This is a genomic window from Aeromonas media, from assembly GCF_020423125.1.
GTDB classification, from domain to species: Bacteria; Pseudomonadota; Gammaproteobacteria; order Enterobacterales; family Aeromonadaceae; genus Aeromonas; species Aeromonas media.
In genome coordinates this window covers 268,067-291,155 of the sequence record NZ_CP075564.1, presented here as the reverse complement: position 1 = coordinate 291,155, position 23,089 = coordinate 268,067, and the positions used below count along the sequence as shown (strand labels likewise).

The 23,089-nt window shown below is 63.5% G+C and carries 19 protein-coding genes; 11 read left to right on the top strand and 8 right to left on the bottom strand.

Annotated elements, in window-relative coordinates:
* The first annotated feature begins 22 nt into the window (after positions 1 to 22).
* Together glnK and KI797_RS01380 are read left to right on the top strand one after the other, a co-directional pair.
* On the top strand, positions 23 to 361 hold the full coding sequence (glnK, locus tag KI797_RS01385) for a P-II family nitrogen regulator (protein WP_005328794.1): 339 nt from the start codon (positions 23 to 25) through the stop codon (positions 359 to 361).
* Positions 362 to 386: 25 nt separating this feature from the next.
* On the top strand, positions 387 to 1,628 hold the full coding sequence (locus tag KI797_RS01380) for an ammonium transporter (RefSeq protein WP_182786784.1): 1,242 nt from the start codon (positions 387 to 389) through the stop codon (positions 1,626 to 1,628).
* 59 nt (positions 1,629 to 1,687) lie between these two features.
* On the opposite strand, the gene KI797_RS01375 is transcribed toward KI797_RS01380, so the two are convergent.
* Positions 1,688 to 2,590 carry a helix-turn-helix transcriptional regulator gene (locus KI797_RS01375; RefSeq protein WP_226171137.1) on the bottom strand — a complete coding sequence of 301 codons (903 nt, stop codon included), beginning with the start codon at positions 2,588 to 2,590 and terminating at the stop codon, positions 1,688 to 1,690.
* A 75-nt stretch (positions 2,591 to 2,665) separates the two neighbouring features.
* Between KI797_RS01375 and KI797_RS01370 the strand changes: the two genes are divergently transcribed.
* Positions 2,666 to 3,064: a VOC family protein gene (locus KI797_RS01370; protein WP_226171135.1), complete on the top strand. Its 399-nt coding sequence runs from the start codon at positions 2,666 to 2,668 to the stop codon at positions 3,062 to 3,064.
* 376 nt (positions 3,065 to 3,440) lie between these two features.
* Here the strand turns inward: KI797_RS01370 and recD are convergent, their stop codons facing one another.
* The 6 genes from recD to KI797_RS01340 form a co-directional block, all read right to left on the bottom strand.
* A complete protein-coding gene (recD, locus tag KI797_RS01365; RefSeq protein WP_226171133.1) occupies positions 3,441 to 5,516 on the bottom strand; it encodes an exodeoxyribonuclease V subunit alpha in 2,076 nt (691 codons plus the stop codon).
* Positions 5,513 to 9,121: an exodeoxyribonuclease V subunit beta gene (recB, locus tag KI797_RS01360; RefSeq protein WP_226172961.1), complete on the bottom strand. Its 3,609-nt coding sequence runs from the start codon at positions 9,119 to 9,121 to the stop codon at positions 5,513 to 5,515. Before recB ends, recD begins: the two co-directional genes overlap by 4 nt.
* A 2-nt stretch (positions 9,122 to 9,123) precedes the next feature.
* On the bottom strand, positions 9,124 to 12,486 hold the full coding sequence (gene recC / locus KI797_RS01355) for an exodeoxyribonuclease V subunit gamma (protein ID WP_226171130.1): 3,363 nt from the start codon (positions 12,484 to 12,486) through the stop codon (positions 9,124 to 9,126).
* Between the two features lie 262 nt (positions 12,487 to 12,748).
* Positions 12,749 to 13,141 carry a DoxX family protein gene (locus KI797_RS01350; RefSeq protein ID WP_161506824.1) on the bottom strand — a complete coding sequence of 131 codons (393 nt, stop codon included), beginning with the start codon at positions 13,139 to 13,141 and terminating at the stop codon, positions 12,749 to 12,751.
* Between the two features lie 84 nt (positions 13,142 to 13,225).
* On the bottom strand, positions 13,226 to 13,912 hold the full coding sequence (locus KI797_RS01345) for a pirin family protein (RefSeq protein WP_161506823.1): 687 nt from the start codon (positions 13,910 to 13,912) through the stop codon (positions 13,226 to 13,228).
* Positions 13,913 to 13,944: 32 nt separating this feature from the next.
* The gene (locus KI797_RS01340) at positions 13,945 to 14,277 is read right to left on the bottom strand and encodes a hypothetical protein (protein ID WP_043129538.1); all 333 of its coding nucleotides are present in this window, start codon (positions 14,275 to 14,277) and stop codon (positions 13,945 to 13,947) included.
* Between the two features lie 256 nt (positions 14,278 to 14,533).
* Between KI797_RS01340 and KI797_RS01335 the strand changes: the two genes are divergently transcribed.
* On the top strand, positions 14,534 to 15,448 hold the full coding sequence (locus KI797_RS01335) for a LysR family transcriptional regulator (RefSeq protein WP_005330088.1): 915 nt from the start codon (positions 14,534 to 14,536) through the stop codon (positions 15,446 to 15,448).
* Between the two features lie 436 nt (positions 15,449 to 15,884).
* The gene (locus KI797_RS01330) at positions 15,885 to 16,649 is read left to right on the top strand and encodes a helix-turn-helix domain-containing protein (protein ID WP_005330085.1); all 765 of its coding nucleotides are present in this window, start codon (positions 15,885 to 15,887) and stop codon (positions 16,647 to 16,649) included.
* 154 nt (positions 16,650 to 16,803) lie between these two features.
* Here KI797_RS01330 and KI797_RS01325 read toward each other — a convergent pair whose 3' ends face one another.
* The gene (locus KI797_RS01325) at positions 16,804 to 17,616 is read right to left on the bottom strand and encodes a UTRA domain-containing protein (protein ID WP_226171126.1); all 813 of its coding nucleotides are present in this window, start codon (positions 17,614 to 17,616) and stop codon (positions 16,804 to 16,806) included.
* Positions 17,617 to 17,798: 182 nt separating this feature from the next.
* Between KI797_RS01325 and KI797_RS01320 the strand changes: the two genes are divergently transcribed.
* From KI797_RS01320 to KI797_RS01295, 6 genes are read left to right on the top strand one after another with little or no spacing between them, the layout of a single operon-like run.
* Positions 17,799 to 18,845: an ABC transporter substrate-binding protein gene (locus KI797_RS01320; protein WP_226172958.1), complete on the top strand. Its 1,047-nt coding sequence runs from the start codon at positions 17,799 to 17,801 to the stop codon at positions 18,843 to 18,845.
* 9 nt (positions 18,846 to 18,854) lie between these two features.
* Positions 18,855 to 19,688: an alkaline phosphatase family protein gene (locus tag KI797_RS01315; protein ID WP_226171123.1), complete on the top strand. Its 834-nt coding sequence runs from the start codon at positions 18,855 to 18,857 to the stop codon at positions 19,686 to 19,688.
* Positions 19,688 to 20,587, top strand: coding sequence for an ABC transporter permease (locus KI797_RS01310; protein ID WP_226171120.1), 900 nt, complete (start codon positions 19,688 to 19,690; stop codon positions 20,585 to 20,587). The genes KI797_RS01315 and KI797_RS01310 overlap by 1 nt, the downstream gene beginning before the upstream one ends.
* Positions 20,580 to 21,356 carry an ABC transporter permease gene (locus KI797_RS01305; RefSeq protein ID WP_226171117.1) on the top strand — a complete coding sequence of 259 codons (777 nt, stop codon included), beginning with the start codon at positions 20,580 to 20,582 and terminating at the stop codon, positions 21,354 to 21,356. The genes KI797_RS01310 and KI797_RS01305 overlap by 8 nt, the downstream gene beginning before the upstream one ends.
* Before the next feature lie 6 nt (positions 21,357 to 21,362).
* Positions 21,363 to 22,370, top strand: a complete 1,008-nt coding sequence (locus tag KI797_RS01300) for an ABC transporter ATP-binding protein (RefSeq protein WP_226171114.1) — start codon at positions 21,363 to 21,365, stop codon at positions 22,368 to 22,370.
* A 39-nt stretch (positions 22,371 to 22,409) separates the two neighbouring features.
* Entirely contained in the window at positions 22,410 to 23,069 is a 660-nt protein-coding gene (locus tag KI797_RS01295) for an HAD family hydrolase (protein ID WP_226171112.1), read from the top strand.
* Positions 23,070 to 23,089: the final 20 nt, after the last annotated feature.

Below are 23,089 nucleotides of genomic sequence, written 5' to 3'. Positions count from 1 at the left end.
CACCAAGGATTGGGGATATTGCATGAAATTAATCACCGCCATCATCAAGCCATTCAAACTCGATGACGTTCGCGAAGCCATGGCCAATCTCGGCGTCGAGGGGCTGACGGTCTCGGAGGTCAAGGGGTTTGGCCGCCAGAAGGGGCACACCGAACTCTATCGGGGTGCCGAATACCAGGTGGATTTCCTGCCCAAGGTAAAGCTGGAGATCGCCACCCTGGCCGACAACGTCGAGCAGATCATCGACGCCATCAGCAAGGCCGCCCACACCGGCAAGATAGGTGACGGCAAGATCTTCGTCTACGACCTGCAGGCAGCCGTGCGGATCCGCACCGGCGAGACCGACGCAGACGCCCTTTGATACGACTGGAACCGAGGAATACGACATGGAAGAGTTGATCACATCCGTCAGCGAGCTGCGTTATGCGCTCGATACCTTCTACCTGCTGATCTCCGGCGTGCTGGTCATGTGGATGGCCGCCGGGTTCGCCATGCTGGAGGCGGGCTTGGTCCGCGCCAAGAACACCACCGAGATCCTGACCAAGAACATCCTGCTCTATGCCATCGCCTGCGTCATGTACCTGCTGGTTGGCTACAACATCATGTACGTGGACAACGGCGCTGGCGGCTGGCTGCCGAGCTTTGGCAGCCTGATGGGCAGCCAGGCGGACGACGCGGGCCACTCCCTGCACGCCGACTTCTTCTTCCAGGTGGTGTTCGTCGCCACCGCCACCTCCATCATCTCGGGGGCGGTGGCCGAGCGGATGAAGCTCTGGTCCTTCCTGCTGTTCTGCGTGGTGATGACCGGCTTCATCTACCCCGTCGAGGGCTACTGGAGCTGGGGCGGCGGCTTCCTGAAAGAGGCGGGCTTCTCCGACTTCGCGGGCTCCGGCATCGTCCACCTGGCGGGTGCCGCCGCCGCCCTGGCCGCCGTGCTGCTGCTCGGCCCCCGTCGCGGCAAATATGGCAAGCAAGGGGAGATCCATCCCATCCCCGGCTCCAACCTGCCGCTCGCGACCCTGGGCACCCTGATCCTCTGGATGGGCTGGTTCGGCTTCAACGGTGGCTCCCAGCTGGCGCTCTCCAGCGCCGCTGACGCCACCGCCATCGGCACCGTGTTCGTCAACACCAACGCCGCCGCTGCCGCCGGTGTGGTTGGCGCCCTGCTGGTCAGCAAGCTCACCTGGGGCAAGGCAGATCTCACCATGATCCTCAACGGCGCCCTCGGCGGTCTGGTCGCCATCACCGCCGACCCGGCCTCCCCCAGCCCGCTGTTTGCCAGCCTGATCGGCGCCCTGGCCGGGGCCCTGGTGGTCTACGCCATCGTCGCCTTCGATCGCCTGAAGATCGATGATCCGGTCGGTGCCATCTCGGTACACGGGGTGTGCGGCCTGTTCGGCCTGATGGTGGTGCCCTTCTCCAACGCGAGCGCCACCTTCGGCGCCCAGTTGCTCGGTGCCGCCACCATCTTCGGCTGGGTCTTTGTCGTCTCTCTGGTCGTCTGGAGCCTGCTCAAGGCCACCATGGGTCTGCGGGTCAGCGAAGAGGAAGAGCTGATGGGCGTGGACATGCACGAGTGCGGTGTCGATGCCTACCCCGAGTTCGTCAGCATCAAATCCAGCATCTAAGCACGCCATCTGCTTGCGGGGCCCGGGGGACACCTCGGGCCCCGTTTTTTTTGGCGCCCTCAGCGCCCCTTGAAGGCGGGATGGTGAGCCTGGCGGTAGTGGCTCGGGGCCAACCCATGCTGGCGCTTGAAGGCGGTGGAGAAGTGGTACTCGTTCTTGAAGCCGCACTGGGCGGCCAGCAGCTTCACCGAGTCGGCCCGGCTCGCCAGCAAGAGCGCCGCCCGCTGCAAACGCAACCGTTGCAGCAGCGCCATGGGCGCCAGCGTGAAGTGCTGCTGACAGAGCCGATGGAGCTGACGCTCGGAGAGGTGCAGGGCGCCGGCCATGCGCGCTATGTCCCACGGCTCGGTCAGCGCCTCTTTGAGCAGCAATTCGAGGCGCAGCGCCAGCCGCTCGCCGCGACTCTGCCCCTCTCCCTTTTGCAGCAGGCGGCGCAGATAAAAACCGAGCTGCTCCACCAGCAGCGCACTGAGCAACGGGTCCTGGTGGCGCTCCTGCTCCGCATAGAGGTTCTCGATGGTGCGAAGCAGAGTCCCCTGCTGGGAGGTGCAACCGAGCCGGGGGTGGCTGGCGAAGGCATCCCAGGGGGAATCCTTGTGCAGCAGCAGCCACACCAGCTCCCACTCACCCGTCTCACTCAACGGCAGATCCAACGGCTCGTTCACCTGCTCACTAAGCTGGTAGCAGAGCGGCTCTCCGGCCGGGATCAGCGCCCACTCGCCGGCCTGCAGCCGTTCGCGGCGATCCCCCACCTGCACCTCCCCCTCGCCCCCCAGAGTCAGCAGAAAACAGTGCACATCGGCAAAGCGGCGCGCGATGCGATAACGGGTCTTGAGACGGGAATAACCCGCCAGCCAGACCTGCTCCTGTGCGAGGGCCGGCAACAGGCTGTCACAGCAGATCTGCTCGCGGCAGTCGGGGGAGACATCGACAAGATCGGTGTTGGCAGTTTCAGACATCATCAGGACGGGCTCAGCCATGTCGAAGGGACAGGCCCCAGCATAGCATTGAGGGCATCAAGTCACAGGAGACCAGCCATGCATATCCATCACGTCGCCATCTGGGCGCAGGATCTGGAGGCACTCAAGGCATTCTACTGCACCCTGTTTGGCGGGCAGGCCAATGAGCGCTACCACAATCAAGCCAAGCAGTTCAGCTCTTACTTCGTGCGTTTCGAAGGGGGCGCCAGCCTGGAGCTGATGCACACCCCCATACTGTTTCCGGTAGATCTCAGTCTGCCGCACCCGCTGCAGGGGCTGGCCCACCTCGCCTTCTCCCTCGGCAGCGTGGAGGCGGTGGACAAGATGACAGCCCGCCTCAAGCTGCTCAAGGGCGCCGAGGTCAAACACCTGGACGGCCCCCGCTGGACCGGCGACGGCTATTACGAGAGCACCTTCCTCGATCCGGAAGGCAACCGGTTGGAGCTCACCATCTAATACCTGAATGCTCCCCTCACCCTGCCCTCTCCCAACGGGAGAGGGAATAAAGCGGCACCGGGGATATGATCGCCAGCCATGGCGATTCGATTGACGTAAAAATAGTCAGCCACGTAGGTTCGATTAGCGAAGCGTAATCGGACGAAGGTCACTTTATTACTCCCTTCTTCCGTTTATTAGAAAAGGAGGAGAAAGGCTGAGGATGAGGGGGAGGAAAAAAGAGATTACGCGGTAAACGTTGGGCTTCGCTACCTTAGATGTAGCAACTCAATATCCATATAAAACATAGCACTATAGCGAACCATGATGAATTTTCACATATAAAACAATAAGTTAAAAACAAACCTATTAGTGCGAAATAAAAAATACAATGCTGTCAAAAAAGAATCCCAGCCCCCAACCTCTCCGCCAATCCGGAATAACGCTCGGTCTTTTTCCGCACGGCCTGTGCCAGCAGGGCGCGATCGCCATAGAGATCGAGGCGCGCCTTGGCGCGGGTGATGCCGGTATAGACCAGCTCGCGGGTCAGCAGCGGGCTGGGGCTGTCGGGCAGCACCAGCACGGTATGGGCAAACTCTGAGCCCTGGGATTTGTGGATGGTCATGGCGTAGACGGTCTCGTGAGGTGGCAGGCGGCTGGGCAACAAGGCACGCAGGGTGCCGTCCGGCTGCTCAAACCATACCTTTAACCGACCAGTTTCATCGGGCAGGCAGAGCCCCATATCGCCGTTATAGAGGCCGACGCCGTGGTCGTTGCGCACCACCATCACCGGGCGGCCCGCATACCAGTCGCCATCACGGGAGATCAGACCAGCCCGTGACAGGGCCAGTTCGAGCCGCTCGTTTAGCCCCAGCACGCCGAACGGGCCATCGCGCAGGGCGCAGAGGATCTGGAAGCTGTTGAATGCCTTGAACACGGCGGCGGGCGCTTCACCCGCGCGGGCCGCCTTCAGATAGCTGCCGTAACCGGCCACCCCCTGGGCAATCAGGGCGTCGTAGGCCTCCCCCGCCCAGGGGTGCAGGCTGATATCGGCGAATCCTGCGCTCCAGACTGATTCCACTGCCGTGGCATCGCCACTGTTGCAGGCGCGCGCCAGCTGGCCGATGCCCGAATGCTGATCGAAGCGCCAGCTCTTGGCCAGCAGGCAGAGGCTGTCGCGCACCGGTGCCCCCGCGGGCGTGCCCTGCAGGCGGTAGCCGGTCTGGCGGGAGAGCCAATCCGCCTGCGCCGGGCTGATGCCCTGTTCGATAAAGCTGCAGATATCGCCGAGCACAGCCCCCGCCTCCACCGAGGCGAGCTGATCCTTGTCGCCAAGCAGGATCAGGCGGGCGTGACTCGGCAGCGCATCGAGCAGGCACGCCATCATCGGCAAGTCGACCATGGAGGCCTCATCCACCACCAGCAAGTCGAGGTGCAACGGGTTGCCCGCGTGGTGGCGGAACTGGCTGCGCCCCGGGATCACCCCGAGCAGCCGATGCAGAGTGCCCGCCTCGGTGGGGATCGCTTCGACCCACTCGGGGGGCAGATCGAGGGCCTGCAGGGCAGAACCGATACTCTCGGTGAGGCGCGCCGCCGCCTTGCCGGTGGGGGCCACCAGCCGGATCGCCGGGGCCTTGCCCGCTTGCAGGCCAGTCTCCACCAGAATGGCGAGCAGTTTGGCGACCGTGGTGGTCTTGCCGGTGCCGGGGCCGCCGGAGATCACCGCAAAGGGGCGCGCCGCCGCGGTGGCTGCCGCCAGCTTCTGGCCGTTGCAGCAGAGCGCCTCGAGCACCAGCGTATCCAGCTTGCTCAGGTCGCTCGCCGCCTGGGCGCTGGCCAGCAATGCCTCGATGGCGGGCCAATCCACTTCGTTCGGGAACACCAGATCGAGATACTTCTCGATAAAGTGGCAGGCCGAGAAGTCGGGGGCGAGGCGGGCTTTCAGCAGAGCCGCGAACACCAGCCCGTAGTCGCGGGCAAACAGCCGCGACAGGGCCGGGGCGATCTCCGGCCATTCGGCGCGTTCACTCAAAGCGCGCAGATGGCGGGCCACCCCCTGCTCGTGATCGTGGTAGCGGGTAAGGTAGAGCCGCCCGTGCCAGAGCCGCAGCGGCCAGCGCGGGGTGAGCCCCTCATCCTGTTCGGTACCAACCAGGGGACTTGCCGCAAACAGGGCGGGCCAGCGGGCAGGATCCGCCAGATCCAGCAACAGATCCCGGCTCTGCTGGGGATCCAGCCCGAACGGCCGCAGTGATCCGGCAGCGAGCATCTCCAGCGGCAGGCAGACATGACCGCGCCCCAGCTCGAAGCAGGCGAGCGCCGCCCCCAGCACCAGCTCGGGGCTGCCGCCCAGATCGGCCACCAGCTTGGCAAATTGCAGATCCAGCTGGCGGATGCGGCCAGCCAGCGCCAGTGTTTTCAACCGTTCAACCATCATTGCGCTGGTTGCGGTGCTGATCATGGTGCCGCTCATGCCTCTACCTCGTTTAATTCTGTTGATGACACACCGCCAGAGCGATCACCGTTTCTAAACAACTCATCCAGCCCCAGCACCAGCTCACGGCTCGGGCGGGTATGGAAAATGCCCCCCTGCGGCATGCCGCGCAGGAACAGATAGAAAACCCCGCCAAAGTGCTGCTCGAAGTCGTAGCCCGGCAGGCGCAGGGTGAGCAGCCGGTGCAGCGCCAGCGAGTAGAGCTGGTATTGCAGGTCGTAGCGATGCTCCGCCATCGCCTGCTCCAGCGCCGGGCGGCTGTAATCGGCGGGGTTCATGCCGAGGTGGTTTGATTTGTAGTCGAGCAGATACCAGCGCCCCTGCCACTCGAACACCAGGTCGATAAAGCCCTTGAGCATCCCCTGCACGGTGGCAAAGCTGAGCGGCTTGCTGTCCCGCGACAGGGGGTCGTGCTGCTGGCAGAGGGCGGTCAGCGCCGATGCCGTCACCCGCCCCATGGGCAGGAAGAACTCCAGCTCCACCTGTTTGCGCTCGGGCGCCAGATCCCGCAGCCGCACCGGCTCGCCAAGGCCGGTCTCAAGGGGAGTCTCCAGCACAGCCTCCACCTGCTGTTGCAGCACCGGGGCCCAGCTCTCGTCGAAGCCATCCTGCGCCAACAGGGTGGCGATATGCTGCGCCAGCGACTCGCCAGCGGCGCTCTCGAAGTCTATGGTCTCGAACAGGCTGTGCAGCAGGGTGCCGGGGCGCGCCCCTTTCGGGAAAGTGAAGATGGAGGGCTGGGGCGCCTCCTCCGGTTGTTCGGAAGCCAGCGCGGCCGCCTCGGTCACTACCTCGTCATCGAAGCCGGGATTGGCGAGTACGCCCTTGCTGTGGCCGTGGCCCTGCGCCGCCAGCCCGGAGTAGGAGCTGATCCACCAGTCCCGCTCAAGAGAGCCGCTAAAGTGGCGCACCTGCGGCTCGCCCAGCTGCTCCTCCTCTGGCGGCAGCGGGGCTGGACGGGTGAGCGAGGGCTCACCGACAGCCACCCCGGGCAGCGCCTGCGACAGCTCGGTCAGAGCGGTCGCCAGCGTCTGCGCATCCCCCTCCTCGCCCTTTTGCAGCAGGTAGCCGATGGCGGTGTGGTGCAGATCGGTCTTCTCCGACTTGCCCGCCCCTGCCCGCACCGGCGCCAGCCCCAGCCAGGTGGCGTAGACGCCCCGGGTCAGCGCCACGTAGAGCAGCCGCAAATCTTCGGCGAGGCGCTCGCGGTCGGCCTCGGCCAAGGAACCCTCGGCGCCGGTCAGATCGAGAATGGTACGATTGCCCGCCTCATCCGCCTCGTGATAGAGCGGAGTCTCGGCGGTTCTGTGGCTGCAGATAAAGGGGAGGAACACCAGCGGGTACTCCAGCCCCTTGGATTTGTGGATGGTGACGATCTGCACCAATTTCCGCTCGGATTCGAGGCGCAGTACCTGCTCCGCATCCTGGCCGTTGGGGCGGCTCACCGCCTCCCCCAGCCAGCGCAACAGGGCGTACTCCCCGTCCAGCTCGCTGCTCACCTGTTGCAGCAGCTCGCCGAGATGGAGGAAGTTGGTCAGCCGCCGCTCGCCATAGGGGCTCGCCAAAAGCGAAGAGGCGAGATTGCGCCGGTGCAGCAGGGCCCGCAGCATCGCCAGCACGCCGCGGCGATGCCAGATCTTGCGGTACTCCATAAACTCCTGCACCGCGCTCTCCCAGGCCCGTTCATCGCTGGCCAGCCCATCAAGCGCCTTGGCATCCAGATCAAACAGGCCGGTGGCGAGCGCCGCCCGCAGGCTGCGCTCTTCGCTCGGGTTCTGGCAGGCGTGCAGGATCAGCAGGATCTCCCGCGCCTCCACCTGCTCCAGCACGCTCTCGCGGTTCGACAGATAGACGGAGGCGATGGCGAGCCGCGCCAACTCCTGCTGCACCAGCTTGCCCTCGGCTCCGGTACGCACCAGCACGGCGATATCTCCGGCCTTCACCGCCTTGTCACCGATCAGCGCCTTGCCTTCACGGGCCAGGGTCAGCAGGCGGTGGATCTCGGCGGCGGTGGCGCGGGCCATCTTGCTCTGGTAATCCCCCCGGTTGAAGGTGGGCTGGCCGCTCAGCTGCCAGCAGTGAAGCACAGGGGCAGTGGCGCCATCGAGCAGCAGCGCCTTGCTCTTGCCCTGCGCCTCCACCGGCAGGAAGGGGATATCCGCCTCGTAGATAAAGGGATCCTTGGCCCGCTCAAACAGGCCGTTGACCGCCCCCACCAGCGCACTGCTGGAGCGCCAGTTGCGCCCGAGGGTGTAGTGGGCGCTCACATTTCGCCGCGCCTGAATGTAGGTAAAGATGTCGGCGCCGCGAAAGCCGTAGATGGCCTGCTTGGGGTCACCGATCATCAACAGCGCCGTGTCTTTATGGCCACCGTAAAGCCGGTGGAAGATGCGGTACTGCTGGGGATCGGTATCCTGAAATTCATCGATCATCGCCACCCGATAGGTGGCGCGAATGCGCTCGCACAGCCGCTCGCCCAGGCTGGAGCCAAGCGCCCCGTCGAGGTCTTTCAGCAAGTCATCGAACGAGAGCTGATGGGCCTGCCGTTTGCTCGCCTGCATCCGGCTGCGCACCACCTTGGCCGCCCGTTGCAGGATGAGATCGCGAATACCGGGGCGGCTCGCCAGCAGTTCATCGATTTGGCTGAACAGTGGCAGGGTTGGTAACGCCTTCCCCTTGCTCAGCTTGGCTTCCAGTGTCTCCTGGCCGAAGCGCTCGAGATCCTTGGGCAGCTCGTAACCGCTGCCCTCGTCCTGCGCCCAGTCGCTTATCTTGGCGAGCCAGCCTTCGTAGTTCTTGCCGGTATAGAGCTTCATCTGCCCCTCAGTCTGGCGGCGGATCTCGTCCGTCTGCGCCAGCCACTCACGCTTCACCGCAGCGATGCGGCTCATGGCCAGGCGGTGCCGCTCGGCCAGGGTCTCGTCCCCCAGGGCGGGGTGGATCTCCAGCTCGCTGTTGTCGAGCCAACCGTTCATCTCCCGCAGCAGGGCGGCGGGGCTAGGCCAGAGCGCGCGCACCGAGCTCGCCAGGGTCTTGTCCACCGGATAGAACTCGGCGCGCCAGTAGTCACTCACCGCCTGCAGCCTGAGCTGGCTGTCGTCGGTCAAAAATTCGGTTTCGAACAGGGCGCCCGACTCGAAGGCGTTCTGTTTCAGCATCCGCTGGCAGAAGCCGTGGATGGTGAAGACCGCCGCCTCGTCCATCTGCCGCTCGGCGGCCAGCAGGCGGCGGGCCGCAAGCTCGTGATCCTCCACCTCCTCCAGCAACTGGGCCAGCAGGGTGTCACTGCTGTGGCCACGCATAAAGGCGAGCCGCGCCTCGTGGATGCGGGCGCGGATCCGCCCCCGCAGCTCGGCGGTGGCCGCCTCGGTAAAGGTCACCACCAGGATCTCGGTCACCGACAGCGGCCGCTCGTGGGCGCTGGATTGACCCACATCGGCGCCCTCTTCGATCAGTGGGCCGTGGCCCAGCAGCAGGCGCAGGTAGAGGCCGGCTATGGTGTAGGTCTTGCCGGTGCCGGCAGAGGCCTCGATCAGTCGTTCACCGTGGAGGGGAAAACGCAGGGTATTGAGCGGGTTGGCCATGATCACATCATCTCCAGGGTGGTCAGCAACGGGGTCAGATGTTCGCGGGCCAGGGCCTGCAACTGGCCCAGCACGGCGTCATCCAGCTCGGGGAAGCAGCGGGCGACATAAGGATCTTGCCCCTCCCCCGTCACCATGTAGCCGCCGTTGAAGTGGGTGAGGGCCGCCTTGTCGGCCGCCTCCGGCTTGTCGGGATCCTTCTCGATCGCCCTGAACCACTCCCAGGCAGTATTGGGGAAAAACGGCAGCGGCCGCTTCATCCCTTGGGCCCAGAGGGAGACCAGGGCCGCCAGCCTGGGGCGCGCCTCCTCGGCCGGAAGAGCTGGCAGCCGCAGACTCTGCTTGGCATCGAACAGCAGGGTGTCGCCGGGGGCGCAGCTCAATGAGAGGCAGAGATGCTGAACCCAGCCCAGCAGCAGATCCTTGCCGTTGAAGCTGCCGGGTTTCACCACCAGCAAGCGCCCCTTCTGGGTGTCTATCCACCCCTGCAGCTGGCCCTGGGTCAGGGAGATATCGATCTCCACCGCCCGTTTTTCTGTCTCATTGGCCGCAACCCAGGGGCGCAGCCGATCCGCCAGCTTGCCCATCTCGGCGTCCAGATCCTCCAGCAGCAGGCTGCCGAACCACCCTTGCGGCAGCAGGCCGGTGAGCTGCAACCGCTCGCGCCGCACTGTGCTATCCCCCTGTGCCAGATGGGCATCGAGCAGCAGGGCCTTGAGCTGGTAGTGCTGCAGGCCGTCCAGCTCGAACGGCTCGCTGTCTTCGATGTTGGCTTCGTTCAGCTCGAACCACACCTTGAGGCGACGGTTGAGGAAATACTTGGTGGGCTGCCGATAGAAGCGCAGCAGCTCCGCCAGCTCCAGCCCCTGCTCCTTGCCCCATTCGGGAGGCAGCGGCAGCTCGCCGCTCTGGAAGTTGGCCGCGCCGCGCACCGGATTGAGGGCGGGCAGCCAGTCGGCGGCATAGGTAAAGAGGCGCGAACCCGCCTCCGGGTAGAAGTAGTTGCGGCTGTAGGGGGTGAGCGGATGCGCCACCATCAGGTGGTTGAGCAGCCGCTTGCCGGAGGTTTCGTCGTCCAGATCCTCATCCCCCGCCAGCACGAAGCCCTGCCGCACATAGTCGATCAGTTCCGCCAGCAGCACCGAGGGCACCTTGTCGCTGTTGTCCTGCGCGCTGAATCCCTGATAGCTGATATAGAGCCCCTGCTGGGCACTCAGCAGCGCCTCGAGGAAGAGGTAGCGGTCGTCATCGCGGCGGGAGCGATCCCCCCGCCGCGATGCCACCGCCATCAGATCGAACCCCATGGGAGCCAGGGTGCGCGGGTAGACGCCGTCGTTCATGCCAAGCAGGCAGACCTGCTTGAAGGGGATGGAGCGCATCGGCATCAGGGTGCAGAAGTTGACCTGACCGGCGAGGAAGCGCTGGCTGGAGCGGGACTCCCCCAGCACGCTGCCGAGGTAATCCTGCAACAGGTCGGCGGTGATGGGCTGCTCGAAGCGAGCCTCGCCGAGCCGGGTCTGCCACTCGACCAGCTGGCTGCGAATGAGCTGGAGCTGACGCTCTTCATCCTCGTCGGCCAGATAGAAGCGCTCCAGCAGCGCCAGCAGGCAGGCGTGCCACTCGGTCAGCGGCTGGGCCTGCTGCAGCCGGGGCAAAAACTCGGCCAGCGAATCGACAAACCAGGCGAGCTTGCCGAGCGCCAGCCCCTGCTGACCCTCGATATCGGCGTAGGGCAAGATACCCGCCACCGGTTCGCCGTCGCCCATGGCAAAGCCAAGCAGCATGCGGCGCAGGCCGAACAGCCAGCTGTTGCCGGACATGGGCGGCAGCTCGAAACGGACGGGGTAGCCGTCATCCAGACCCCAGCGGATACCGGTCTCCTGCACCCAGACCCGCAGCTGGTTGAACTCGTCGTCATCGAGCTCGAAACGACGCAGCACGGCGGGCACCTCGAGAATGGCGAGCAGCTCCCCCGCACCCAAGCGGGCGTTGGGCAGCCTGAGCAGGGCGAGGAAGCTTTGCAGCAGCGGGCTCTCCTGACTCGCCGCCCGATCCGATACCGCAAACGGGATCTGACCGCGCGCCCCAAACACTGCCTGAATGTATGGGCCGTAGCTGTTCACATCCGGCATCATCACCACCACATCTTTCGGGGTGAGGGCGGGATCCTGTTCGAACAGCGCCAGCAACCGGTCGTGCAGCACTTCGAGTTCGCGCATCGGGCCGTGGCAGGCATGGATCTGCAAGGATCCATCCGCCGGATCGATCGGGCTCTTGTGGTGGCTGCTGTCGAGATCGAACTGACCGGCGCCTCTCTCGGCCAACTCCAGCACATCCTTCTGGATGGCGCGCAGCAGGCTGACATTGCCTTTGCCATCAACCTCGTCGATATCGACGAAGGCCTCGATTTGCGGCACCTCCAGCTCCATCAGCTGGTGCAGGTAGTCGCGCCCCAGCTTGCCCATGGAGGCGAGCAGCGGGTTGGCGGGGCCCTGCAGGGTCTCAAGATCGGTGCCGGGCTTGAGCTTGTTCTCCAGCCGAGCCAGGGTCTTGCGATCCAGCAGGTCCCCCCAGTAGTAGCGGCAGGGGTTGGTGACGAACAGATGCACCTCCACCTCGGGCCGGCTACCGAGGGCCAGCAATGCCTCCACATAGCGGGGCGGCAGCGCCGAGATGCCGAACACGAATACCCGCTGCGGCAGCTTGCCCGGCAGATCGGCGGTACGCTCCAGCTCGTGGATAAACTCCTCGTAGAGGTTGGCTCTGTGGTAGCCACTCGGAGAGAGCGCCAGGGTGCGGGCCACCAGCTCGCGCCACAACTCCGGCTGCCAATCCTGACCGCTCACCCCGGCCAGCTCCTGACTGCCTGTGCCGACCAGTCCTTCCCCCTCTTCCCAGCGGGCGATCCAGTCCGGCCGATAGACCAGATACTGGTCAAAGAGATCCGCCACTTTTTGACAGAGCTGCCACAACCGCACCTGCTCGGGATCCCTGGCGGGATCCTCGTCCTCTCCACCGCCCAGATAGGCGGCGAGCGGGGCAAAGGCGGGGCGATCCAGCAAGGCAGGCAGAATGGTCATCAGCTGCCAGCTCATGGAGCCCTTGTTGTAGGGGCTCTGGCGCGGCACATCCGCCAGCACCCGGGTGAACATCTCCCAGATAAAGCTGGCGGGCAGCGGAAAGTCGATATTGGCGGCGATGCCGAAGGCTTTGGCCAGCTCCAGCTTGAGCCACTGGGCCATGCCCGGGCTCTGCACCAGGATCTGCTCCCGATCGAAGGGGTGAGAGAGGGGCGCCTGCCGGATGCGGCTCACCAGCAGCTCCTTGAGCAGATCCAGCTGATTGGAGTGGTAGAGGGTAAACATGGACGACTCCCGCCAATTCACAAGAGGGGATGAGCGCCGGAAAAAACGAGCCATTTCCGTCACTTCACAGGAGTGGGAATTGTCAGGGATCGGGGGGGAAGATGCAAAAGGCTCTTGCGGCCAGCAGGCGGGCAAACCGCCGAACCATGAGGGGCGCCGCAGATTTGGCGCGCCGCCTCACCAACCCGGAAAACGCAGACAGAAAAAAGCCGGTGCAGTTGCACCGGCCAAAAGGCATTGGAAAACTTGAATCTTCAGGGCATTACCAGTTTTTGCCGAGACGGGCATCCACACTGAAGGCACCCGCACCAGCCGCCGCCAGGGCCAGGAAACCACCGGCCACTGAGACGTTCTTCATAAACATCAGCATCTGCATCTGTTCGGCAGGCTGATAGTGGAAGATGAAGGCGGCCATCAGGGTGAAACCGGCCAGCAGCACCGAGAGGCTGCGGGTAAAGAGACCCAGCACGATGGCGAGACCGCCACCCAGCTCCAGCAGGATCACCAGGGGCAGCATGAACCCGGGCACGCCCATGGCTTCCATGTAACCCTGGGTACCGGCGTAACCGCCGATCTTGCCCCAGCCTGCCATCACGAACATCAGCGCCAGCAGAACACGACCCGCCAGCAGTGCCACATCTTTCATCTTGTCCATCGTCAGATTCCTTTGATTACCCATCTTGGTAATAACAGTGTAAGAGCTAATTGTTAACTCATTCATTTCGCCGTGATTTATCTATCAGGGCAAGTCAAACAGCAGGGCTTCACTCCCCTCGGCGGCGGTGAGCATCCAGGACGCCTCATCGCGACTGAGCAGGCCGTCGCCGGGTCGGGCAGCCAGACCGTTGCCAGTCAGCTCCCCTGAAATCATATGCAGGTAACCATGACGCCCTTGCAATGCCCATTCGAGGGTTTCCCCTGCGGCAAGTTGCAGTCGCCAGATGCGGGCCTGCTGGCGGATCCTGAAGGATCCTTCCTCCCCATCCGGTGACGCGACCAGCGTCAGCCCGGGCTGGGTGGCTATCTTCTTCTGCTGATAACCCGGGGTAGTGCCGACTTCGTTCGGCTCTATCCAGATCTGCAACAGGGAGAGGGGCTCGGTCTGCGAGGGGTTGTACTCGCTGTGCCGGATGCCGGACCCTGCGCTCATCAGCTGGAAATCCCCCGCCGGGATCTGCTCGGCATGGCCGAGGCTGTCCCTGTGCTCTATGGTGCCGCTCAGCACGCAGGTGAGGATCTCCATGTTGGCATGAGGGTGGGTAGCGAAGCCGCCACCCGGCGACACCAGATCCTGGTTGATGACCCGCAGGACGGAGTGCCCCATCCAGTCCGGGTCATAGTAGTGACCGAACGAGAAGCTGTGGCGTGCATCCAGCCAGCCGAAGTTGGCATGGCCCCGTTCTGCTGCGGCTCTCAATTTCATCATGGTGTGCTCCTCCAATACCTTTAAACGGTTGATTAGCGCTGGCGACCGTCACCCAGACCGAACGGGATGCGGTAGCTGCTGCTCTCGTTGCCCAGGCTGACCGTCAGGTTGCCCTGGGTGCGGCTCGGGATCTGTACCTGTTGGGTGCCCATCAGGTTGGCGTGAACGGAGGCCAGCAGATCGCCAGACTCATCGCGCACCTCCAGCATGGGGTTGGCCTTGCCAGCCATGGCGGCAGTCGCGTTCCAGTTCACGAACAGCACGCCCGGGGCGGCATTGAGGTCGGCCGGTACGGCAGCCTGGGCGAAACCTGCGGTCATCAGGCCTGCAACGGCCAGCATCTTGATTACGTTTTTCATGTTCATTCACTCTCTTGGTTTTTATGTCATTGCCAAGGCCGGTCTGGCCCGAATCAATGCATCCATGCAAGAGGTTATTCAAATAGTGTGTTGTTCTTTCACCTACAGCAGACATCGTTTTTGTGATGTCTCAGCCTGGAACTACCTTTTATTTGGCCGCTTGGCCTTCCTGCCTAAGCGTTGATTGAATATTAAAGTCACTTGCCCTAAGTTGTTAGCGAGATAATCTGGCAAACATGTTCAAAAAAATTGAAGGTTAGATATGGCCAAGGAATCGAACAAGGAGCGGGCGCTGACCCTGGAGGCGATCCGGGTGCTGGACGCCATAGACCGTCGTGGCAGCTTCGCGGCGGCGGCCGACGAGCTGGGCAAGGTGCCCTCGGCGCTGAGCTACACGGTGCAGAAGCTGGAAGACGAGCTGGACGCCATGCTGTTTGATCGCAGCGGCCACAGAACCAAATTCACCCCCGCCGGGCGCATGCTGCTGGAGCAGGGCCGTCTGCTGCTGGAGGCCGCCGAGCATCTGGTGGGAGAGACCCGGGCCCTGGCCCGGGGCTGGGAAACCGACATCACCATCGCCGTCGATGCCCTGGTGCCGCTGCAGGCGCTCTACCCCCTGGTGGAGCGGCTGGCCGAATTGACGGATACCCGGCTGCGATTACGGGCCGAGGTGCTGGCGGGCAGTTGGGAGTGTCTGGAGGATGGCCGCGCCGACCTGCTTATCTCCTCCCTCAATCCCGACATCACCCTGACCGGCATCAAGCACCAGCCCTTGCAGGAGGAGGTGATGCTCTACGTCGCCCACCCTGATCACCCCCTGCACGGGGAGCCCGAGCCCCTGGCGGACGAGACACTGCGCCGCTACCGCGCCATCGCCATCGCCGACACGGCGCGGCGCAAGCCCGCCCTCACCTATCGCCTGCTGGACAAGCAGCCGCGCCTGACCGTCAGCACTATGGGGGAGAAGCGCGATGCCCTGCTGGCGGGCATTGGTGTCGGCACCATGCCCCTGAGCTGGATAGAAGAGGACATCAAGGCGGGACGCCTCAAGGTGATCGGCCCCGAGTATCGCCATCAGGTGCAGGTCGTGCTGGCGTGGCGGCGAGATACCATGGGCAAGGCCAAGAGCTGGCTGGTACGGGAGATCCCCAAGCTGTTCCCCTGCAAGGGGGAATAGCCCCTCGGGAGGGTGGCGCAGGAGGTGCCAAAAAATGCGCCCCTTCCTTGACGGCGGGCTCAAATTCGGAGAAAAGAAAAAAAGCGGACCTCTTGCGAGTTCCGCTCAATGCCAGGAAAGAATAAAACCTTGCGGTTAAAAAAACCCTTAAATTGGAAGCAAACAATCGTTTTCTCAACCAGGAAGGTATTGAATCCGATTCGTGTTGGATTATGTGCGATGTAATATGCATCACCAGCAAAATGTTGGAAGGTTGAAGGATATGCACCACCGAGTGTCATTATCTGCCACCTTGCACCACAACTGGTCAGGCCATTTCAGCCGTTATAACCGGGTTACTCTCCTCTGGTTTTTCTAGGTGTCAAAAACTGAGCCCAATACAGATAAATCACTCACTTTTTGACACGACTAAAAATGCAGATAAAGGAATAGTTGCATGACCTACAGCCAGACCCTGGCCAACCACATTCTCGACACCCTGAAGAAGACCCTGACCGACAAGGGGATCCGCTATCAGACCCTGGCGGAAGCCATGGGGGTCTCCATCGCCACCGTGAAGCGGATGATGAACAAACCCTCCCTGCCGTTCGATACCCTGCTGGAGATCTGCCATCTGGTGGGCCTCTCGTTCGAGGAGCTGCTGGATCGCACCCAGGATGCCCAGAGCCGCCGCGCCGTCTTCACCCAGGAGCAGGACGAGGCGTTTCACAAGGAGCCCGGCCTCTACGCCTTCCTCGCCAACATCTTCTGGCGCGACAAGACCCTCATCGATCTCAAGCGCGAATACGGCCTGACCGATGCATCCTGCTACCTCTATCTGCGCAAGCTGGAGAAGCTCGGCATATTGCAGCTCGGCATCGACAACAGCTACCACTTCCTCATCAGCGAGCGCATCAGCTTCGAACAGCACAGTCGCTTCGCCCGCCAGCAGGCACGCCAGGCCATGTCGGTGCTGGGGGACTATCTGGTGGAGAACATGCACAAGTCGAACAACTACATGGCGCTGTGCCAGCTCCACCTGGACGAGAGCGAAGCCATGGCCCTGATCGATCGCATGAAGGAGTACTGGCATCAGGAGCTCAAACTCAACCGCCCCGCCATCGGCCAGCGGGAGGGCAGCAAGACCTACACCATGTCGCTGCAACTGGCGGACTGCGGCTACCAGAGCTTCGACGACCTTATCCCCAATATCGACAACTGATCCCGGCGGATCCTGTGGGGTCCGTCCGTTTTCGCTGGCTCGGTCGTTAGCCTTACATCGGCCATTCAGACCCTCTTGCCGCCTTCGGATGCAGTGCCCGTGTATCGAGACCGATACGGAGCGCCACTGTGCCCGTCAGTGCTCTGGATATTCCCTAGTCAACGAGCCGGGTTTGCTGCAGTGTGCCTGAGAGCGGCAGCAAGACGCGCGTATCCAGACAGATACGGATCGCATCCGGTCGCCAGTGTTCGATATCGCAATCCACCAGCGCCCCCCGTTCGTCATAGTTGACCCGCACCAGTCTTAGCACGGCACTCCCCTCTGCCAGATTGAGGGCCCGGGCTATCTCTCCGCGAGCCGCCGAGGGGGCGATCTCCAGGCTCGCCCCACCCTGGCCTATGCCATAGCGCTGCTGATAGAGCTCGGTGAGGGAACTGGCCAACGGGGCGCTGGCGATATCGGGAAAGCGGCTCGCCAGCAGATGGTGGCTGACGTGCAGCACGGGGCGGCCGTCGATCAGTCGCTGGCGGCGGATCTCATAGAGCGGGGTGAAGGGCACCAACCCCATCCAGCGGCAGAGTTCGCTGCTGGCAAGCTCGCCGCCGTGAGCCAGCACCCGGGTTTCGGCAGTGCGCTGCTGCTCACCGATCCACTGATGAAAGTGGGTGTGGATGGCGGGATCGTAGGTGAGGCGGGGCGGCGCCACGAACCAGCCGCGTCGCTCGGCCCGGTAGATAAGACCATCCGCCTCGAGGCTGGAGAGCGCCTCCTTGATGGTGATGCGGGTGGTGGCAAAGCGCTCGCTCAGCGCTCGTTCGGCGGGCAACTGCTGCCCGGCCCCCAGCTGGCCGCTGCCAATATAGCGGCGCAGGGTCCGGCAAATCTGTTCGCACTTGGAGGGGCTGCGGCCATCGGTCAGCCCCTGTTCACTCAATCGCTCTGTCACTATCACGTCCCTGTCGGTCATTCCGGTGTGCGCCCCCTGGAGTAGACCAGCGGCTGTCGGTCCCGAGTTGTAACCGCTGTGGATGACAGCGCCATGACAGGACTATTGTCACGAAAACGCCATCAAAGCGCCCCGCCATCGTCATATTTCCCCTCTAGCATCCCTCTCGAACCTTAACTGACCTAGTCCAGAGGGATGGGATGATGAAAAGCGTGATCGCAAGTGCAGTGGCCCTGGTGGCCATCAGTCAACCGCTGTTTGCCGCCGACAATATCGCGGATCTCGAGAAGGCCGCTCGTGGTGAAGGGCAACTCAGCAGCATCGGCATGCCCGACAGCTGGGCCAACTGGAAGGATACCTGGCAGCAGCTGGGCAGCATCCACGGCATCAAGCATCAGGATACCGACATGAGCTCGGCGCAGGAGATCGCCAAGTTCGCCGCCGAGAAGGCCAACGCCACCGCCGATATCGGCGACGTGGGCGGCGCCTTCGGTCCGGTGGCGGTCAAGCAGGGGGTCACCCAGCCCTACAAACCCTCCACCTGGGCGGACATTCCGAACTGGGCCAAGGATGCGGACGGTCACTGGATGCTGGCCTATACCGGCACCATCGCCTTCCTGATCAACAAGGATCTGGTCAAGGCTGCCCCCACCAGCTGGCAATCCCTGCTGGGCGGTGACTACAAGGTGACCCTGGGTGACGTGGGCGTCGCTTCCCAGGCCAACAACGGCGTGCTGGCAGCGGCCTATGCCACCGGCGGCAGCGAGAAGAACCTCAAGCCCGCGCTGGATCTGTTCGGCCAGCTGGCCAAGCAGGGCCGCCTGTCGCTGAACGACCCGACCATCGCCAATATCGAGAAGGGCGAAGTGGAAGTGGGTGTGCTGTGGGACTTCAATGCCCTCAACTACCGCGACCAGATCGACCCCAAGAAGTTTGAGGTAGTGATCCCGAGCGACGGCTCCGTCATCGCCGGTTACACCACCATCATCAACAAGTGGGCCAAGAACCCCAACGCCGCCAAGCTGGCCCGTGAATACATCCTCTCCGATGCCGGTCAAATCAACCTGGCCCGTGGCTACGCCCGCCCCATCCGCAGCAATGTGACCCTGCCGGATGACGTCAAGGCCAAGCTGCTGCCAGCCGAGCAGTATGCCAATGCCAAGCCGGTCAGCGACCACGCTGCCTGGGAGCAGAGCTCCAAGGCCCTGCCGCGCCAGTGGCAGGAAACCGTCATGATCAACATGCAGTAAGGGAATCCAGTGCAACACAAGGTGATAGTGGTACTTGTGGATGGTCTGGCAGCCGAGGTAGCCCATTGCATGGGCTACCTATTCGGCATGGTGGAGGCGGGGCGGGGTCTGCATACGACCCTGAATGCTGCCCTGCCCTCTCTCTCCCGCCCCCTCTACGAGTGCATCCTGACCGGCGTACCACCGGTGGTGAGCGGCATCACCCACAACGGGGTGAATCGCCTCAGCCAGCATGACGCCATCTTCCATCTGGCCCGTGCCGCGGGTAAGCGCACCGCAGCGGCGGCCTACTACTGGGTGAGCGAACTCTACAACCAGAGCCCTTGGCTGGCGGCCCGGGATCGCTATACCCATGACGAGCAACTGCCGATCCAGCACGGCTGTTTCTACTGGGATGACGCCTATCCCGACAGCCATCTGCTGATGGATGGCGAATGGCTACGCAGCCAGTACGACCCCGACTTTCTGCTGATCCACCCCATGGGGGTGGACGATGCGGGCCACAAGTTTGGCCTCGATTCACGCCAGTACCGCAATCAGGCGCGCCGCATGGACAGCCTCTTGGCCGATCTGCTGCCCCAGTGGCTGGCGGAGGGGTATCAGGTGGTGATCACCTCGGATCACGGCATGAACAATGACCTGAGCCACGGTGGCACCCTGCCTGAGGAGCGCACAGTGCCGCTCTGGCTGTTTGGCGATGCCTTTATCGAGCGCTGGCCGGATGGGGTGGCGATTGCCCAGACCCAGCTATGCGCCCTGATGGCCGATCTGCTGGGCATTCCCCACGACAAGCCGAGCGGCCCGCCGCTGCTCAAGGCGACCTTTATGCGCGAGGTGCACTGATGATGCCTGCAACCACCGAGATCCTCGCGGATCAACCCGTGGCAACCCGGCGCAGGGCACACCGTCACTGGCTGCCGGCCCTGGTGCTGCTGCCCTTTGTCCTCTTGATGATCCTGTTCCAGCTCGCCCCCATGGTGTGGGTATTGGTGGGCAGCTTTCAGACCCCGGATGGCTGGGGCCTCGATTACTACCGGGAGATCCTGAGCTCCCCCTTCTACCTGCAATCGTTCGGCAACTCGTTGCGCATCGCCGGTATCGCCAGTCTGGCGGGGCTTGCCATCGGCACGCTCGGGGCCGCCGCGCTGCGCCACAGCGGCGAGCGGGTCAAACGGCTGCTGCTGGCCTTTGTCACCATGACCGGCAACTTCAGCGGGGTGCCGCTGGCGTTCGCCTTCATCATCGTGCTCGGCATCAACGGTGCCGTTACCCTGCTGCTGAAATCCTGGGGGCTGATCGACGGATTCAACCTCTACTCGGGCAGCGGCCTTATCCTCATCTACACCTACTTCCAGATCCCCCTCGCCCTGCTGCTGCTCTATCCGGCGTTCGATACCTTGCAGGATGAGTGGCCCCAGGCCGCAGCGCTGCTCGGGGCGAGCAAGGGGCAGTATGTGTGGCACGTGGCGCTGCCGGTGCTGACTCCTGCGCTGCTCGGCACCCTGATCATCCTGTTTGCCAACGCAGTGGGGGCCTATGCCTCCGCTTACGCCCTCACCACCGGCAACTTCAATCTGGTGACCATACGGGTGGCCAGTCTGGTCTCCGGCGACATCTTCCTCGAGCCCAACCTGGCGGCGGCGCTGGCGGTGATCCTGATGGTGCTGCTGGGGGTGGTGACGGCCGCCAACCAGTGGCTGCTGAAAAAGAGCTATGTGAACAAGGGGCAATCCCATGCATGATTTGCAACCGAGCTGGCCCAAGTGGGTGCGGGGAGCCCTGGTCGCCACCCTGCTGCTGCCGCTGCTGGCTACCTTTCTCTACTCCATCTCCACCCGCTGGGGGGCGACCCTGCTGCCGGACGGCTTTACCCTCGACTGGTATCTCAAACTGTGGGGCGACCCGCGCTTTCTTGCGGCGTTTGGCCGCAGCCTCCTGGTCTGCTTCGCCACCCTGTTGTTGGGGACGCTGGTGCTGGTGCCGACCGTGCTGGTGGTGGCCTACTACTTCCCCAAGCTGGATCCCTGGATGAACCTGCTGATCCTGCTCCCCTTCGCGGTGCCGCCTGTGGTCTCGTCGGTGGGGCTGCTGCAGATCTACGCCGATGGCCCGCTGCCGATTATCGGCACGCCGTGGCTCCTGATCGGCACCTGGTTCACCGTGGTGCTCCCCTTTATGTACCGGGCGCTGGCCAACAGCTTGCAGGGGGTGCCGCTCAAGGATCTGATGGATGCGGCCCATCTGCTGGGGGCGAGCAGTCGGCGCGCCTTCCTGCTGGTGGTGATCCCCTGCCTGCGCAAGGGGCTCTTGGCGGCGCTGTTTCTCTCCCTCTCCTTCCTGCTCGGTGAGTTCGTGTTTGCCAACATGCTGGTGGGCACCCGTTACGAGACCCTGCAGGTCTACCTCTACAACATGCGCGCCACCTCGGGCCACTTCACCAGTGCGCTGGTGATGAGCTATTTCCTGCTGACCCTGCTGCTCACCTGGGCGGCCAACAGATTTCATCGGTGATCCAAGATGTTTCATTTAGAAGTCAATCAGTTGCACAAATCCTACGGCGATACTCCGGTGTTCGAGGGGATCGAATTCGGCATCCGCAAGGGGGAGCTGGTGACCCTGCTCGGCCCCTCCGGCTGTGGCAAATCGACCCTGCTGCGGGCGCTGGCCGGGCTCACCCCGGTGGATGGTGGTCAGGTGCGGGTGGCCGGTGAGGAGATCACCTGGCAGGCGCCCCAGAAGCGGGGCATCGGCATGGTGTTCCAGAGCTATGCGCTGTTCCCCAACATGACGGTGTGGGACAACGTCGCCTTCGGCCTCAAGATGAAGCTCCAGCCGGGACGGGAGCTGGCCGCCAGCGTGCAGGAGGCGCTGGAACTGGTGGAGCTGACCGGCTTCGAGCGCCGCTATCCGGGGGAGCTCTCCGGCGGTCAGCGACAGCGGGTGGCACTGGCCCGGGCCCTGGTGGTGCAGCCGCGGATCCTGCTGCTGGACGAGCCGCTCTCGGCGCTGGATGCCCGTATCCGTCGCAGCCTGCGCCAGCAGATCCGCGAGATCCAGCAGCGCCTCGAGCTCACCACCATCTTCGTGACTCACGATCAGGAGGAGGCGCTCACCCTGTCGGATCGGATCTTCCTGATGAACAAGGGATCCATCGTCCAGAGCGGCACGCCAGAGCAGATCTACACCCGTCCCGCCAGCGAGTTTGTGGCGGGCTTTATCGGTAACTACAACCTGCTCGGCTCCGAGCAGGGCAAGTCGCTGTTCGGCCCCCGCTTTCAGGGCAAGCTGGCGCTGCGACCAGAGTCCATCACCCTGTTGCCCGCAGGGGCGACCAGCAGCGAGCCCAGCCTGCCCGGCATCATTCGCCAGCAACAGCTGCTCGGCAACGTCATCCGCTATCAGGTGGAGTGCGAGGCGGGGCTGTTGACGGTGGATTGCCTCAACCGTTCGGCTCGCGATCTGCTGGCCACCGGCAGTGCCGTGACCCTGGCGGTGGCCCGGGATCAACTCTGTGAGGTAGCATGACGCCTCGTTTCATTTTCGTTGTTACCGCAAGGAGCCCGCATGGCACTGGCACTGTTTGATCTGGATGAGACCCTGATCGCGGGGGATTCCGCCAGCCTCTGGCTGGAGTACATGGTGGCCCAGGAGCTGGCCCCGGCGGGCATGGTGGCCGAAGAGCAGGGGATGATGTCCCTCTACCATCAGGGCAAGATGGACATGCACCAGTACATGGCTTTCACCCTGCAGCCGCTGGTGGGCAAGTCGCGCCAGTGGCTCAGCCAGCAGTGCCACCACTTTGCCGAGCAGGTGCTGCGTGAGCGCCTCTACCCCGAGGGGCTGGCACGTATCGAGTGGCATAGGGAACGGGGTGACGAGCTGGTACTTATCTCCGCCTCTGGCGAGCATCTGGTGGCCCCCATGGCGAAGATGCTGGGGATGGATCACTGTGTGGCCATCCTGCTCGATGAGGAGGAGGGGATGCTGACCGGTCAGACCCGCGGCACCCTGAGTTTTCGCGAAGGCAAGGTGGCCCGTATCAACCAGCTGTTTGCCGGGCGGGAGCAGCTCTGGCAGGGGAGCTTTGGTTACAGCGACTCCCACAACGATCTGCCCCTGCTGCGGGCGGTGACCCATCCCCACGCGGTCAATCCGGCCCCCGCGCTGCGCCAGTGCGCCTCTGAGCTGGGCTGGCCCCTGTGGGCATGGCAGTTACTCCCTTGAACTGCTGAATGAAGAAGAGG